The 15111-nt window shown below is 37.0% G+C and carries 12 protein-coding genes; 8 read left to right on the plus strand and 4 right to left on the minus strand.

The window, feature by feature from the left end; genetic code table 11:
* Window positions 1-177 precede the first annotated feature (177 nt).
* From AC3WV0_RS15575 to AC3WV0_RS15605, 7 genes are all read left to right on the plus strand, one after another.
* Window positions 178-651 (plus strand): DinB family protein, encoded by a 474-nt coding sequence (locus AC3WV0_RS15575; protein WP_488847015.1) that lies wholly within the window; start codon window positions 178-180, stop codon window positions 649-651.
* Between the two features lie 112 nt (window positions 652-763).
* Window positions 764-1522: a 23S rRNA (guanosine(2251)-2'-O)-methyltransferase RlmB gene (gene rlmB / locus AC3WV0_RS15580; protein WP_488847016.1), complete on the plus strand. Its 759-nt coding sequence runs from the start codon at window positions 764-766 to the stop codon at window positions 1520-1522.
* 31 nt (window positions 1523-1553) lie between these two features.
* Window positions 1554-2606 carry a DUF6263 family protein gene (locus AC3WV0_RS15585; protein WP_488847017.1) on the plus strand — a complete coding sequence of 351 codons (1053 nt, stop codon included), beginning with the start codon at window positions 1554-1556 and terminating at the stop codon, window positions 2604-2606.
* A gap of 83 nt (window positions 2607-2689) precedes the next feature.
* On the plus strand, window positions 2690-2935 hold the full coding sequence (locus AC3WV0_RS15590) for a hypothetical protein (protein ID WP_488847018.1): 246 nt from the start codon (window positions 2690-2692) through the stop codon (window positions 2933-2935).
* Window positions 2936-2946: 11 nt separating this feature from the next.
* Window positions 2947-5487, plus strand: coding sequence for a YfhO family protein (locus tag AC3WV0_RS15595; protein WP_488847019.1), 2541 nt, complete (start codon window positions 2947-2949; stop codon window positions 5485-5487).
* 72 nt (window positions 5488-5559) lie between these two features.
* Window positions 5560-5868, plus strand: coding sequence for a GIY-YIG nuclease family protein (locus tag AC3WV0_RS15600; RefSeq protein WP_089997858.1), 309 nt, complete (start codon window positions 5560-5562; stop codon window positions 5866-5868).
* 43 nt (window positions 5869-5911) lie between these two features.
* The gene (locus tag AC3WV0_RS15605; RefSeq protein ID WP_488847020.1) at window positions 5912-7210 is read left to right on the plus strand and encodes a glycosyltransferase family protein; all 1299 of its coding nucleotides are present in this window, start codon (window positions 5912-5914) and stop codon (window positions 7208-7210) included.
* Window positions 7211-7268: 58 nt separating this feature from the next.
* Here the strand turns inward: AC3WV0_RS15605 and AC3WV0_RS15610 are convergent, their stop codons facing one another.
* A complete protein-coding gene (locus AC3WV0_RS15610) occupies window positions 7269-7904 on the minus strand; it encodes a hypothetical protein (protein WP_488847021.1) in 636 nt (211 codons plus the stop codon).
* Between the two features lie 148 nt (window positions 7905-8052).
* On the opposite strand from AC3WV0_RS15610, the gene AC3WV0_RS15615 reads away from it, so the two are divergent.
* Complete coding sequence (locus AC3WV0_RS15615; protein WP_488847022.1) at window positions 8053-9015, plus strand: YpdA family putative bacillithiol disulfide reductase; 963 nt, start codon at window positions 8053-8055, stop codon at window positions 9013-9015.
* Window positions 9016-9087: 72 nt separating this feature from the next.
* On the opposite strand, the gene AC3WV0_RS15620 is transcribed toward AC3WV0_RS15615, so the two are convergent.
* The 3 genes from AC3WV0_RS15620 to AC3WV0_RS15630 all read right to left on the minus strand — a co-directional run bounded on the left by AC3WV0_RS15620 (window position 9088) and on the right by AC3WV0_RS15630 (window position 14610).
* The gene (locus tag AC3WV0_RS15620; RefSeq protein ID WP_488847023.1) at window positions 9088-11118 is read right to left on the minus strand and encodes a TonB-dependent receptor; all 2031 of its coding nucleotides are present in this window, start codon (window positions 11116-11118) and stop codon (window positions 9088-9090) included.
* A gap of 432 nt (window positions 11119-11550) precedes the next feature.
* Window positions 11551-12720 (minus strand): MFS transporter, encoded by a 1170-nt coding sequence (locus AC3WV0_RS15625; RefSeq protein ID WP_488847062.1) that lies wholly within the window; start codon window positions 12718-12720, stop codon window positions 11551-11553.
* 216 nt (window positions 12721-12936) lie between these two features.
* The gene (locus AC3WV0_RS15630; RefSeq protein WP_488847024.1) at window positions 12937-14610 is read right to left on the minus strand and encodes a glutamine--tRNA ligase/YqeY domain fusion protein; all 1674 of its coding nucleotides are present in this window, start codon (window positions 14608-14610) and stop codon (window positions 12937-12939) included.
* Window positions 14611-15111 lie beyond the last annotated feature (501 nt).

The raw sequence follows: 15111 nt of genomic DNA on the forward strand, positions 1-15111 counted from the left end.
TTAAAGTTTGTTAAATATTCCGGCATTAATGCGAGATTGAAAATGAAGTAAACTTTAAATCTTTGCATTAATAAAGCAAATTTTCATAAAAATATATAAAATTTGATTTAATCACCCGTTCAAAAATTGTCATTTCCAGTTTATTAAACTATTTTTGGTGATTAAAAATTTTGTAAAGTGAACTATCATTTTCAAGCTCACAGACAGGTACGCAGAAACCTTTTGGATATTTTACAGAACACTTCTCACGAAGATCTTTTACTGATTCCGGACGGCTTCAATAATAATATATACTGGAACATAGCCCATACAGTTGCTACCCAGCAGCTTTTGCATTATTACTTAAGCGGAAATCCTTTCAGAATCGATAAATATTGGATTGAAACCTACAAAAAAGGGACTTTACCCAATCTGAATGTACAAAAATCCGAAGTGGAGGATCTTGAATTTTTGCTTACAGAAACATCAAAAATTCTGATGAGGGATTATGACAGCGATTTCTTTTCGGATTATACCCCTTACACCACAAGTTTTGGGATGGATCTTAAAAGTATTCAGGATGCTATCATTTTCAACAATATGCATGAAAGCCTTCATTACGGCTATGCTATGGCACAGAAAAGAGCAATTTTAGGAGAGAAAGGAAGATAGTTAAGGGTGAATTTGCTTTGCAGTCAAAAGTAAAGGTAAATTTTACAACAATAAATTACTCAAAAGCAAATTGACAATTGACAATTGACATTTCACAATTTAACATATCAAAATGACAGATAAAAAAGACGATTTTATTTTTGGGCTTCGTCCCGTGATTGAAGCTATTGAAGCAGGAAAAACGATTGACAAAATCTTTGTACAGAACGCATTACAAGGACCTATTTATACTGAGCTTAAGGCAGTTTTAGCTAAAAATAAAATTCGTCCCAACTATGTTCCGGTTGAAAAGCTCAACCGTTTTACAAGAAAAAATCATCAGGGCGTGGTTGCCTTTATTTCAGATGTTCCTTTTCATAAAGTGGAAGATATTGTTCCTCAGTTATTTGAAGAAGGAAAAACACCTTTCTTATTGATTTTAGACCGATTAACGGATGTAAGGAATTTCGGTGCGATCTGCAGAACTGCCGAATGTGTGGGAGTAGATGCCGTGATCATCCCGGAAAAAGGTGCTGCGCCGATCAACTCAGATGCTATAAAAACATCTGCAGGAGCACTTTACAATGTAAAAATCTGTAAAGAACCGAACCTGGCTCACGTGGTAGATTTCCTTCAGCAAAGCGGAATCTCTGTATTTGCCGCCAGCGAAAAGGCACAAAAGCTCATTTACGATGTAGATTTTAAAGAGCCTTGCGCTATAGTAATGGGTAACGAAGAGACCGGAATTTCAAAGGAAGTTCTTCATCACGCTGATGAAAAAATAAAACTACCTATCGAGGGAAAAACACAATCTCTGAATGTTTCTGTGGCCTGTGGAGCGATTTTGTATGAAGCAGTAAGACAGAAAATGACAGCTAATTCAGGACTGTAATAAGTTAATAATAAAATTTAAAAAGAATTTAATGAAAAATATAGCAGCATTAGCGCTAATCTCAACAATAGCCCTGGTTTCTTGCAATAAAAAAGAAACGGCAAAAATCACAAAAGTAGACCCTAAAACAGGAAAAACCATTACTGTAGAAGTTCCGGCAGATTCTGTAGCAAAGGTTGAAGAAAATCCTGCTATTAAAGACTCCGCAGGCATTTACACCCAAACTTTTAAGCTTGAGAAAGGAAAAACTTATCCTTTAACAACCTATCAAAGAGATACGAAGACCATGACAGACCCTACCGGGAAAACACTTAATGCCACAAGTGAGTCGACTGACGAAATGTCTTTTACCATAAACGACATTAAAGGGAATGTTTATGATATTACGTTAAATCTTATTGCCAAAAGAAACTCTCAGACAGCACAGGGAAAAACAATTGTAGTTGATACAAAACTCCCCATCCCAAAAGAAGATGACCTGAAAATGATCTGGAATATCAACAGAGCACTTACCAGCAATAAGCTTAATATGAAGATGGACACCAAAGGGAATGTAATTTCCATAACAGGTTTTGATGCTGTTTACAACAAAGTGGGGAATTCGGTAGGTACTATCGTGAAGGATAAAAATCAGAAAGAAAGCATTATTGCCAGTCTGAAAGAATCATTCAACGAAAAGGTGCTGAAAGATCAGTTCAATAAAAACCTTACCATTATTCCGAGAAAAGGTGTAAAAGTAGGGGAAAAATGGACAAACAGCGAAAATGCAGATGCACAGGGAAAAATAAAAGTGACATCCAATTACGTATTAAAAAGTGTCGGAAATGGTATTGCTGAAATTTCTGTAACCGGAGGCATCCCTAAAAAAGTTGAAAAACAGAACCAGGGAGAAGTTACCCACAGCCTGAGCAGTGAACTGACACAAAACGGAACCATCAAATTTGATCAGAATACCGGGTGGATCAATAATCAGAATATTTCTGTGAAAACAACACAGATCGAAACCATTTCAAACGGGAAAGAATCCCAGTCTATGAAAAGTGTTTCCAATTCTTCTGTAATGGTCAATCCGTCTTCAAAATAAATAGTTCAGAATTCAAGGTTTGGGTTTAAACTTCCCAACACTTAAAATAAACTCAAACCCTGAACCACAAACATTTAATTATTATGAAATACATTTTTGAGCTGGTATTAGCCGCAATCATTATTTTCTTTGTGTGGAATATTCTTAAAAGAATTTTCTTTAAAACATTTTATGGTTATAGATTTAACAATAACAATCAGAATAATAAGCAGCAGGATATCCGAAACTCAAATAAAAACAATCAAAATATCAACTGGGATGCTGAAACCGTAGATTACGAAGAGGTAAAAGACAGTAATGATAAAGGTAATTCTGAAAATAAAAGATAATAACCATCAACATGGCGAAAAATAAAAACCTGATTTATATTGCAATTTCATTAGTTGTATTTATCGTTCTAGCATTTTTATATTCCACTCCTGTATTTACGGGAAAACAGCTTTTCCAGCACGATATCGTGCAGTATCGCGGCGGTGCAAAAGAACTTCTCGATTACCGGGCTGATACCGGAAAAGAAACCTATTGGAGTGACTCTATGTTTGGGGGAATGCCTACTTACCAGATGGGAAGCCAGTTCAAAGGAGATATTATTAAACAAATTGATTCTAAACTGAATTTTTTGCCGAGGCCGGTCAACTATATTTTTCTACTCTTCGCGGGCTTTTTCCTGTTGGGAATGGTTGCCGTCAGAAACTGGAAATACGCCTTATTGGGAGCTACTTTTTTTGGACTCTCAACTTATTTTTACATTGCCATTGCAGCGGGGCATAACGGTAAAATCAATACCATTGAATATTTTGCACCGCTTCTTGCCGGAATTTTACTGGTTTATATAAGAAAAAATTACATCTGGGGATTCATTGTAACGACTTTATTTATGGGGCTTCAGATCGCTGCCAATCACCCGCAGATGACGTATTATCTGTTTCTTGCATTAGGATTTTTATTTTTATCTGAATTGATTCGTGCGATTCAGAAAAAAACACCAATGAAACACTTCCTGATCTCCTCAGGAATTATTGCTGCTTCCTGCCTGATTGGTGTCGGAATGAACTCTCAAAGAATTTTGGCAAATTCTGAATACATTAAAGAAACCGTTCGTGGAAAACAGATTTTAACCAACGACAGTCACACCGGCGGAGCGTCAGGAATGGATAAAGAAAGCATGCTGCTTTGGAGTTACGGAAAACTGGAAACCCTAAACCTTTTCATACCAAGACTGATGGGTGGCGGAAGCCAGGAGCCTGAAGGAAAGGAAATGATGAATAAAGTGCAGGAGCTTGTTCAGGAAAACGTAGGTTCTCAGGCTGAAATGGACAGAATTTCCAAAGGTTTTGGCAGCCTCACCTACTGGGGCGACCAGCCGGGAACTTCAGGACCTGCTTATCAGGGAGCTATCGTATGTTTTCTGGCACTGTTAGGATTTTTCTTTGCCTGGAAAAAGTACCGCTACTGGATCCTCGGAGCCACTATTCTGACCATCTTTTTAGCCTGGGGAAGCAACTTTATGGCACTTTCTGATTTCTTCATTGATTTTATTCCTTTTTATAATAAATTCAGGGCGCCATCTTCAATCCTGGTAGTGGTAGAACTACTGTTTCCTTTAATTGCAATCATCGGTTTATACAGATTTTTCACCGATAAAGAATTAACAACAGAATACAAACAGAAAATTCTTCTTTATGTTGGTGGAGGAACACTAGGTTTTGTGTTGATCCTACTGATTTTCGGAAAATCTTTACTAGGATTCCATACAGACAACGAAAAAACATATCTTCCTCCTTTCCTGCTGGACTATCTTGTGGAAGAAAGATTTAAATTATTCAGAATTGACGCCATAAAAGCTTTTATATACGTTGCTATTGCTGTTGCAACTTTGTTTATGGTTTTAAAGCAAAAACTTAATCAGAATATTGCGCTAGTAATCCTTGGAGTGGTAAGTCTATTTGACCTTTGGACGGTCAACAAACGTTATCTTAATGATGACAATTATGTCGACAAGATTTTCGCAGAAAATCCTTTCCAGACAGAAAGTTCAGATCTTATGGCAGAAAAAGTTCAGGGCAACCCGAACCTCGAACCGATCTTAGCAAATGTAAATGTTAATAAAACATTAGAAACCATTGCTGAAAAAGATAAAACGCATTACAGAATCTTTAATAATATTTTAGGAACATTCAGCGAGACAAATACTTCATATTTCAAGTCTTCCATCGGCGGATATCATGCGGTGAAGCTGAGAAGATATGACGACGTGATCAATGAATATTTCCAGATTATGGATTCAGTAAGAGTTCCGAATATCCTTAATCTTTTAAATGCAAAATACCTTGTTGTAGGGGGTCCTGAGCAACCGCAGGCAATTCCTAACCCAAGAGCCAACGGAAATGCGTGGTTTGTAAGCGACCTGAAATTCGTAGAATCACCTAACCAGGAGATCAAATCAATCGGTGTCATTGACAGTAAAAAAACAGCAGTGATTGCCGCCTCTGACAAAAAATACTTCAACGGCAAAACGGTTCAGGCAGATTCAGCAGCATTTATCAATTTAACAAATTATCAGCCTAACGAGCTGGAATTCAAATCTCAGTCGAAAACGCCTCAGCTGGCAGTATTTTCAGAGATTTACTATCCTCACGGCTGGAAATTCTTCATTGATGAAAAAGAAGTTCCTTACATCAAGGCAGATTATCTTCTCCGCGCAGTACATGTTCCTGCCGGAAACCACAACATAAGAATGGTTTTCGAGCCGGAAGTAATTGAAAAAGGAAAATGGATCTCGCTTCTTTGCTTCGCTGTATTTATTTTGTTAAGCGGCTTTGGAGTTTATGTTCTTTACCGCAAAAGAGGCAAAAGACAAATTTTAGCAACGAAAGAATAAGCAATTGTCATTCTGAACGAAGCAAAGCGCAGTGAAGAATCTCTAAAAATTTAAATAAAATGAAACACGAAGATGAAAACCCTGGGAACTCACAATTATTATGTCTATATATTGACAAATAAGATCAAAACAGTATTATACACTGGGGTAACCAATGATTTAGAAAAAAGATTGTATTGGCATAAAAATCCAGAAGCGATAGATAAAAGTTTTACATTTAAATACAAATGCTTCTTTTTAGTTTATTTTGAATGTTTTAAGGATATTGATACTGCTATAAAAAGAGAAAAACAAATTAAAGGTTGGGTCAGAAATAAAAAAGAAGCCCTAATCAATGAATTTAATCCAACCTGGAAATTTCTAAATGATGAAATTAAATGAGATTCTTCATTTCGTTTCACTTCATTCAGAATGACATAATTATATGAGACAAAGGAAAATACTCATCATCACCTATTACTGGCCTCCGGCGGGAGGGCCAGGCGTTCAGAGATGGCTGAAATTTGCTAAATATTTACCGGAATTCGGATGGAAACCGATCATTTATACCCCTGAAAACCCGAGCTATCCATTGCTGGATGAAAGCTTAATGCAAGATGTTCCGGAAGACATTCAAATTGTCAGAACAAAAATCTGGGAACCTTATCAGCTGGCCGAAAAACTTAATAAAAGCAATAAAAAGTTCAAAGCAGGACAGTTCGATGTAGGAAAAAACCAAAGCTGGAAATCAAAGCTTTCAATCTGGGTGAGGGGTAACTTTTTCATTCCTGATGCGAGAGTGTTTTGGGTAAAACCTTCCGTTAAATTCCTAGAAAATTATTTAAAAGAAAATAAAATTGATGTAGTGGTTACTTCTGGACCACCACATTCCCTGCATCTGATTGGTTTAAACCTGAAGAAAAAACTTCCCGACCTGAAATGGATTGCTGATTTCCGTGATCCCTGGACGGAAATTTCTTATTACAAGCATTTAAAATTAACCAAAACTTCCGATCGTAAACATCGACAACTGGAAAGTGACGTTTTCAGAAATGCTGATATTACGCTTGCTACAAGTTATACCGATGGAGAAAATTTCAGAAATAAAGGAGCCAATTCGTTTTGTATCACCAACGGATTTGACGAATCTGATTCAAACCCTCAAACCCTCAAACCTTCAAACCCTAAAACCCATTTCACATTAAGCTATATTGGTGTTTTAGAACAGCTCAGAAACCCGGAAAATCTTTGGAGAGCGCTCGATGATCTGGTAAAAGAAAATGCTGATTTTGCTGAAAATTTTGTTTTAAAATTTGCGGGAAGAATTGACGATAAAATATTATCTGCTTTAAAAAATTCTGCACTAAATAATCATATTCTAAACCTTGGATATCTTTCTCATGACAAAGCTATTGAAGAGATGCAGACTTCAGATATTCTGTTGATTACCAATTTCCCGAATGAATCTTCAAAAGGAATTATTCCAGGAAAAATCTTTGAATATCTCGCGACAGGGAAACAGATTATTTCTTTTGGTCCGGATGATGCCGATGTTTCAAGAATATTGGAAGAAACAAATGCAGGAAAGCACTTCAGCTACACAGAATCTAAAATTGTAAAAGAATTTATCCTGGAGAAATTTGAACTTTGGAAAAGTGGAAATCTCCTGAAAAACGATCAGAATATTGAGCAGTTTTCGAGAAAAAATCTTACGAAAAAACTGGCTGAGATTTTAGATAATTAATAGGTTATAGTTAAGGTTGAGGTTGAGATTGAGATTGAGGTGAGAATATTTATATTTTTTAAATTGTCCACTGATCATTGATGACGGCCACCAGATAATATTTGCCCTGAAACTCTTCAAAAACAAGACGGAGACATTTCCAGTCCATTTCCGCATTGGCTTCCGAGCCTTTTATGAAATTTTCGGTGAAATCGGCATTAGGATAAATCTGCTTTAAATTATTCAGTGAATTTCCGCTTCCCTGAAACTCATTTATTGATACCTGCCCCGTCGCAAAATCTTTAGCATATACCCATTTTCCAAGATAATCGTTGATTGTTGCTTTATACAGATCACCGGATCCATCCAGTACACCCCATGTAAAAATTGTTTTTGTAGGCTGGTATTTTATGAAATCCGCTTTCGAAAACTTTTTATCTTCTGCCTGATTTACAAAAGCATACATTGAGAATCTCACTCCCTTTTCAGGATGGATATATTGTGCGAACTTTTTATAGTTTTTTTCTTTTAATGACAAAATAATGGCCTCATTCAAGCTTTTCACGGATTCCTCCTTTTTTATCGGCAGGTTTGTATTACTCGTATTATCAGTGGTTTGACCGGAAGAATCTTTAGTATCATTCACAAATTTTTCTGGATTTTTCTTACAGGCCAGCATACTCAGAATTAAGATCGAAAAGAATATTTTTTTCATAATTTAAAATGTCTTTGCTAAAGTCATCAAAACCGGTACCACTTTTTTGGATACGTACCGATTTAGTTTCTCTGAAAACAGAAAATATAGACTGTCATTTTCGCCTTATATAAGGTCCTTTCGTTATTCTTTTTTGTAATTTTGTACTATGGAAACGTTGGATATTCTTATCATCGGAGGCGGGCCGATCGGACTTACCTGTGCCCTCGAAGCCCAGAAAAATAATCTCAGCTATTTAATTATAGAAAAAGGAACAATTGTAAATTCTTTATACAATTATCCTTTATACATGAAGTTCTTTTCCACGGCTGAAAAACTGGAAATAGGTGATATTCCATTTATTTCTACGGCTCCTAAACCCGGTAGACAGGAAGCGTTGGAATATTATCAGGGAATCACAAGACAACGGAATCTCAATATCAATCTTTATGAAAAAGTTGAGAAAGTTTCCAGAAAAAATGATCTCTTTGAAATTGAAACTACGAAAGGGAAATATTCTGCGAAGAATGTAATCATATCAACCGGTTTCTATGATATTCCGAATCTGATGAATATTCCCGGGGAAGATCTTCCTAAAGTAAAGCATTATTATACCGAACCTTATCCATACGCTAAACAGAAAATCGTTGTTGTAGGCTCCAGTAATTCTGCGGTGGATGCAGCTCTCGAAACTTACAGAAAAGGCGCTGAAGTAACGATGATCATTCGTCATTCGGAAATTTCTAAAAGTGTGAAATATTGGGTAAAGCCTGATATCGAAAACAGAATTTCGGAAGGAAATATTAGCGCTCATTTCAATTCAGAACTGATTGAAATTAAAGAAAACACCGTTATTTTTAAAGATGAAAAAGGTGAAATTCATGAAATCGAAAATGATTTTGTGCTGGCTATGACGGGCTATCTTCCCGACTTCGACTTCTTAAGAAATTCCGGAATTGAGCTACAGGGAGAATGTCTCAATCCTTTGTACAACAATGAAACAATGGAAACCAATATTCCAAATCTATATCTTGCCGGCGTTGTCTGCGGAGGAAAGGACACCCACCTCTGGTTTATTGAAAACTCAAGGATTCATGCGGAAATGATTATTCAGCATATTATTTCCAAGTAATTCAAATAAAATAATTTCCGCAGATTATACAAATTGAATAGATTCTTAGTGAGTTTAATTTGTATTAGCTAATTAAAAATCAACCTTCACCCCGAAAACAAAATTTCTTTTGGCAGCCGGATTATAGTAGCGGTTCCCGAAAGCATTGATATCAAAGCCGGAAACATAATCTTCATCATAAAGATTCTGTACCTGCAGGAATACATTTAATCTTGTCCTGTCAAGCTCAAAAGGAAATCTAAATTGTATATTTCCCACAAAACTTGGATCTGACCACACGGAATTGGCATCGTTCAGTGGTATTTTTGAGGTGTAAAAATGTGAATAATCTACGGCAAGTTTTTTAAACAAAACAAAATTCAGTAGGCTATTTACGGTTGTCCGCGGAACACCGGTAAGATCATTTCCAGAATAATCCGCATCATTCTGGCGGTAATTTTCAAAGGTAAACCGATAAAAACTTCCCGAAATTCTGAATTTAAAAAAGCTGAAAATATCATTTTCAAGATTAAAGCTTTTGGTTTCCATTAATAGTTCCAAACCTTTCTGAACAGTTTCCCCTGAATTAACGAAAAATTCCTGCCCGGCATCATTCTGACGTCTGACAATGGCATCTTTCATCCTGAAATCAAAATAACTTCCTTCTACGAAAACTGCATTTCCGAATTGCTTTCGGATTCCGAATTCCTTATTCCAGCCATATTCGGGTTTGAGCATTGCATTAAACTGCTGGTCCGACGCACGGATTTCCTCATTTGTCGGTGCAGAATTTCCCTTTCCTATTTTTGCGCGTACTGAAAGCCCTTTAGCAAAAAGATAATTCAGTCCAAAATTGGGAAGCCACTGGTTTTTAAAGCTTACTTTCCCATTTGCGATATCCGGAAAAGACCTTTCCCAATCGTACGCATTTGAATTAAGACTCAGCGAAATATCTGTAAAAAATTTATCATAAATATTTAGCTTTTGGGAAATAAAATAAAAGCCTGAAGTATTTTTAATATTGTCAAAATTCTGCGGGTTTCCCTGGATTCCTCTATTGTTATCATAATTTTTAACGATAATCTCATTGATTCCTCCTTCAAACCCAAAGCGATACGCCAATGAAATATGCTCCCAGTTTTTTTCATAGTTGAAATGAGTACGTAGCGCAAAATTTTTCTCAAATCGGTTTTCAAAATTGGTAATAAACGGATTTTCAAAATCTACGTAAGATCCCTGAACGAGAATGAAATGTGAAAAATGAGTGTTAAAGTTGTACTCATTGGAAAGCCCTGCCAGAATCATCTTATTACGAATTCCGGCATCCTGATCTGTAGCACCCGGAAGGGTTTTAGTTGCCAGCCTTGCCTGTTTCCGATCAGTCTGCATTTGCTCAAGAGTAAGTCCGCCGGGTGTCTGATAATCGAGATCAGCATATAGAATCATACCTTTAAGCAAACCTTTTTCTGAATAGCTGAAATGATCTTTCACAAAAACCTGTTTACGATTGACCTTAGATTGCGCTCTGTAAGAATCTGTCTGGTAATAATTTTGAAAAACTTCAACAAAATGTTTTCCCAACTGCTTAGAAATGGTAAAGCTCTGGTTGAACATTCCATAACTTCCCGATGCAAGCTGAGCCGACGCTTTTTCGGAATCTGATGTTCTTAGCAGTAATGTCCCTCCGGTCACGGCTCCGTAGTCGCCGCTTTCAGGACCTTTATAAATTTCCATTCTGTTGATGAGTTCGGGAGAAATTACATTAAAATAGGTATTTCCTGAAGCATCTGAAAGGATAAAATCATCGAGATAAACTTTTACATTTCTCACTCCAAAAGGAGAACGTAGGGCGCTCCCACGCAGAGAAATCCTGTAACTTCCTGGAGATCGTTCTTCCATTCGGGCGCCGGAAATCTGGTTGATGGATTCCAGCATTCTTTCCGGTGGATTCTGATTCAACAAGTTGCCTGAAACTACCGATACCGATTTGGTGGAAGAGATCAAAACCGCCGGCTTTTTGTAAGCATCAATCCGTACTTCAGAGATCAGTTCTGCAGAATCTTTTTCCTGTGCTGCTCCAAAAGCTGCTGACATTGCGGATAAAAGGATGTAAATTTTTCTCATTGCGTGTGAATAAGCAAAAATTATTCTTTTTTTATGTTATTGCTTTTAATTTTTGTGTTTTTATAGACAATTTGAGATAATTCTTCCGAGAATCCCAAGGACTATGCAGATTATTAATTAAAGGAGTTATTATAAGTTTATTTTAAAATGTTGTTGGATCTTTACAGAATAATAAGCTGATGTTATTAATCTAAAAAGCCTGTCGAAAATCATTCTGACAAGCTTTTTTGGATTGACTACTTTCGCGTGAGGGATGCGGCGGGCGGCGACGCAGGAGCCGGTGCGAGTGAGGAACGAACGAGTACGGAAGCGAAGCGGACCCCAAAGCAGCCCGATCCGAATCTGTTGGGGAAACCTCATAGGTTTTTTAAACCTCATAGGTTTTTTAAACCTATGAGGTTTAGCTTTGGAATGAGGGGCACGCCCAAATTTCTATTCGGCTCGTTTTCTTTCATCAATCATCCACGGAACGATAAAGTAAAACGCAACGGCAATCAGTGTTGCTAAAATTCCGGTTCCGATCCATAAGGTGGTAAAACCAAATTTTTGTGCAATGAGGGTTCCCAGATAAGGGGTAACGATAAAGGCTATAGAAAACGAGATTCCGTTCAGTCCCATATAAGCGCCTTTGTTATTTTTTCCTGATCGTAAGGCAGTGATGGTCGACATAAAAGGCAGTGCCCATATTTCGCCTACGCATAGCAAGCTCATGGAAAGAACGAGCGTAAGCATACTGTGATCGAAACCCAGCATGGCGTACGAAAGTCCGCAAATGAATGTCCCCAGAAACATGGTCACAGCCAGGCTGAAGTATTTTTCGGCCATCTGAACTAAGCCCATTTCTAACAAAACAACTAAAAACCCGCTGTAGCCCAGAATATATCCTATATTTTGCTGACTGAGATGGGCTGAATCTTTATAAAAAATGGTCAGCGTACTGAATAACTGGAAGAAACATATGGAGAACAACATGCAGAAAAAGCAATACAGCAAAAATTTACCATCACGGTACGGCGAATTTTCCTTTTTGATTTCAATAACTTCCTGCACTTTCTTGGCTTTTATTCTGGCCAGCTTATTTCGTTTTTTAAAGAAAATAATATAAAGAATTCCCGCCAGTAAAGCAGCCAACGCATTGGTAAAAAACAAAAACTCGTAGGAAATAGCCGATAAAATTCCGCCCAAGGCAGGACCGATGGAGAATCCAAGATTAACAGCCATCCGGTTCAGTGAGAATGCGCGTGTGATATTTTCAGGTTTTGCATACTTAGTAATGGCTACTGAGTTTGCGGGACGAAATGCATCGCTTACAATACTCTGAATCAATATAATAGTAGCAACCCCGACTTCTGTTTTGAAAACAGGAATCAGACAAAACAAGGGAACGCTGAGCAGTAAACTGAGATACTGCACTTTGTATTCACCGATCTTGTCTGTGATAAATCCGCCAAGCCAAGAGCCGATTACGGAACCAATTCCGAAAAAGCTGAGTACAATTCCAGTATTTTCTATGCTAAAATGCAGATGATTGGTCATATATACTCCCAAAAACGGAAGTACCATGGAGCCGGCCCGATTGATGAGCATTACCAAAGCCAGCATCCAGCTTTCCTTGGAAAGCCCTTTGAATGAGTTTGTATATAGATAGATAAGTTTCACAATTAAATATTTAATAACTTTTCTTTAATAGGATTTTGTCCTGTTTGTTTTTAAGTTGTCTCTTGGTTAATTCTGACATTTGAAGATTACTGCTTTTAAAAACAAAAACAGGACTTAAAAAAATAAGCCCTGTTTCATTTATAATGATATAAATAAATTTTACTCCGGCTTATAAGAGTCTTTTAATGTCACAGTTCTGTTGAAGACTAATTTGTCTTCAGTAGAATCCTGATCTTTTGTAAAATAGCCAATTCTCTGGAATTGCAGAGGTTCTCCAACTTCCACATCTTTTAAACTCGGCTCAGCAAAACCTTGAACGGTTGTCACAGATTCCGGGTTGATGAAATTTAAAAAGTCTACGTCTTTTTCTGCATCTGGCTGTTCTACGGTAAACAATTTATCATAATTTCTGACCTCTACAGGAATCGCGTGTTTCGCAGAGACCCAGTGAATGGTCCCTTTTACTTTTCTTAAACTTTCTTCCGTTCCGCTACCTGACTTTGATTTTTCGTCGTATGTTGCGTAGATGGTTGTGATATTTCCGTTTTCATCCTTCTCTACCCTTTCACCTTTGATGATATAAGCAGATTTTAAGCGGACTTCCCCACCCAGTTTCAGTCTAAAGAACTTATTATTCGCTTCTTCCTTGAAGTCTTCACGTTCAATATAAAGCTCTCTGGAGAAAGGAATTTCTCTTGTTCCCGCGTTTTCCTGTTCTGGATTATTTTCCGTTTCCAGCCATTCTTCTTTTCCTTCAGGATAGTTTTCAATAACAAGCTTCACAGGATCCACAACTGTCATGACACGTTTTGCTACTTTATTTAAATCTTCACGAACGCAGAATTCCAGTAACTGAAGCTCAATAAGGTTTTCCCGTTTGGCAACCCCTACTTTCTCAATAAAATTCCTGATAGCAGTAGCTGTGTACCCTTTTCTTCTCATTCCTGAAATAGTAGGCATTCTCGGATCATCCCATCCGTTCACTACTTTTTCAGCAATCAGCCTTTGCAGCTTTCTCTTAGAAGTGATCATATAAGAAACGTTCATTCTTGCAAATTCCCTTTGCTTGTTTCTCACTTTGGTTTCATCATAAACCTGATCCAGATACCAGTCGTACAATGGTCTGTGGTTTTCAAATTCTAAAGAACATAAAGAATGTGAAATTTGTTCGATATAATCAGATTCACCATGCGCCCAATCGTACATCGGATATATTTTCCATGCAGTTCCGGTTCTGTGGTGAGGTCTTTTTAAAATCCTGTACATCACGGGATCACGCATGTTCATATTAGGTGACGTCATGTCGATTTTTGCACGAAGAGACATTGAACCTTCTTCAAACTCGCCGTTTTTCATCCTCTCGAAAAGATCCAAAGATTCTTCACCAGGACGATTTCTGTATGGAGATTCAATTCCTGGTTCGGTAGGGTTTTTTCTCTGTTCGGTAATCACTTCAGATGGCTGCTCGTCTACATAGGCTTTACCATCTTTAATCATCTGTACGGCCCAATCATAAAGCTGCTGGAAGTAATCGGAGGCGTACAAAACTTTATCCCATTTAAAACCTAACCATTCAACGTCTTTCATGATAGAATCCACGAATTCCTGTTCTTCTTTTTCAGGGTTCGTATCGTCGAAACGAAGGTTCACGGGAGCATTGTATTTTTCACCCAAACCAAAGTTGATGCAGATCGCTTTTGTATGACCTACATGCAGATAACCATTGGGTTCAGGCGGAAAACGGAAACGGATCTGATCTCTTTTCAGTCCGTTTGCCAAATCATCTTCGATAATTTGCTCAATAAAATTGAGAGATTTTTTTTCTTCTTCCATTGAATTCGCTTTAAATATGCCGTATATACGACAATTTGCAAATTTAAGAAAATTTAAAGTGTTATGGAAATTATAATTAATGGGTTTTACGGCTGGCGATTCAATATTTTGGCCTATCTTTGCCAAGAACTGAAACCGTTATTGAAATACTTTAAGCATGTCTAATTATATTCCAAACCAAGGGAGATTACTCGTTACTCTACGAAAGAATCATTCACTACATGTAGACTTATCCTTTAGAGATTCTGAAAAAATTTTTAAATAAAGAAATATACGAATTGTATTATTCCAATCAATTATTAAACACACATTTAAATTCCGTCATGAAAAATATCATATTAAAAAATTGTAAACATACCATGGTATGGCACAAAGATTGTAACCAGATAAGCACACAGAACACTAAATAATATTATTATGAAAAAGGTTAAAGAAAAGTTTTCTTCATTTTTAGAATACCTTAGAAAGGCAATTTTCGTAGAAGATGTTATCTAGAACACA

Source organism: Chryseobacterium sp. 27AL (genome assembly GCF_057815395.1).

Bases quoted from the DNA above. Each gene is read 5' to 3' on its own strand.
- AC3WV0_RS15590 (WP_488847018.1), top strand. From the start codon at position 2,690: ATGAAATACATTTTTGAGCTGGTATTAGCCGCAATCATTATTTTCTTT.
- AC3WV0_RS15610 (WP_488847021.1), bottom strand. From the start codon at position 7,904: ATGAAAAAAATATTCTTTTCGATCTTAATTCTGAGTATGCTGGCCTGT.
- AC3WV0_RS15620 (WP_488847023.1), bottom strand. From the start codon at position 11,118: ATGAGAAAAATTTACATCCTTTTATCCGCAATGTCAGCAGCTTTTGGA.
- AC3WV0_RS15585 (WP_488847017.1), top strand. From the start codon at position 1,554: ATGAAAAATATAGCAGCATTAGCGCTAATCTCAACAATAGCCCTGGTT.
- AC3WV0_RS15630 (WP_488847024.1), bottom strand. From the start codon at position 14,610: ATGGAAGAAGAAAAAAAATCTCTCAATTTTATTGAGCAAATTATCGAA.
- AC3WV0_RS15595 (WP_488847019.1), top strand. From the start codon at position 2,947: ATGGCGAAAAATAAAAACCTGATTTATATTGCAATTTCATTAGTTGTA.
- rlmB (WP_488847016.1), top strand. From the start codon at position 764: ATGACAGATAAAAAAGACGATTTTATTTTTGGGCTTCGTCCCGTGATT.
- AC3WV0_RS15600 (WP_089997858.1), top strand. From the start codon at position 5,560: ATGAAAACCCTGGGAACTCACAATTATTATGTCTATATATTGACAAAT.
- AC3WV0_RS15625 (WP_488847062.1), bottom strand. From the start codon at position 12,720: ATGCTGGCTTTGGTAATGCTCATCAATCGGGCCGGCTCCATGGTACTT.
- AC3WV0_RS15615 (WP_488847022.1), top strand. From the start codon at position 8,053: ATGGAAACGTTGGATATTCTTATCATCGGAGGCGGGCCGATCGGACTT.
- AC3WV0_RS15605 (WP_488847020.1), top strand. From the start codon at position 5,912: ATGAGACAAAGGAAAATACTCATCATCACCTATTACTGGCCTCCGGCG.